We start from the raw sequence: 745 nt of genomic DNA on the forward strand, positions 1-745 counted from the left end.
CTGATGGCGATATTACTGATGAGTCCTATAAGACTGTAGCGGATGCTTTTTCGAGTGTTGGTCATTCATTCAAGAGCGTTTATGATGAGATTAACACCATGATAAGTGATAGTCTTGTTAAGCAAGAAGACAAGACTAATCGTATTACCATTGGAGCAGAAAAAGATGGTGCTGAAATCAGTATTGTAAACAAGAGTAAAGAGGACCGAATTCTTTCAGGTGTCAAGGCAGCTGTGAATGGTAATGAAGCTGTTAACAAGGGTCAGCTTGATGAAAGTTTAAAAGAGCTTTCTAACAATCTTCAGTCAGATGATTCAGCAGTTGTTCATTATGATAAAACAGATGAAGAAAATGGCGCCATTAATTATACGAGTGTGACTTTTGGAAAAGGTAAGAATTCGGCTGCTGTTGCTCTTCATAATGTTGCAGATGGTGAGATTGTGAAAGGATCACATGATGCAGTCAGTGGTGGACAGGTTAATACCCTCTCAGAGGATGTAGCGAAGTTTTTGGGTGGCGATGCTTCCTTTAGCAGCGGTTCTTTTACGGGCCCGAATTATCATTTATCTCAAGTTACTGAAGATGGAGATATAACCCCAACAGAGTTTAAGAATGTAGGAGAGGCTTTTGAGGGTCTTGATACAAACATTAAGAATGTGAATCAACGGATTAAGGAAGTTACGCAAGGAGTTGCGCAGGATTCTTTGTTGTGGAGCAAGGAAGAAGAATCCTTCCTAGCAAAACA

Annotated in this window: 1 pseudogene; it reads left to right on the top strand. The window is 40.0% G+C overall.

Features of this window, described 5'->3' with window-relative positions:
• A pseudogene (locus ACFIJS_RS09150) lies at nucleotides 1–745 on the top strand (hypothetical protein); the annotation flags it as partial.

Source organism: Bartonella sp. OT172YNZD (assembly GCF_042193725.1).
Taxonomy (GTDB): Bacteria; Pseudomonadota; Alphaproteobacteria; order Rhizobiales; family Rhizobiaceae; genus Bartonella; species Bartonella grahamii_A.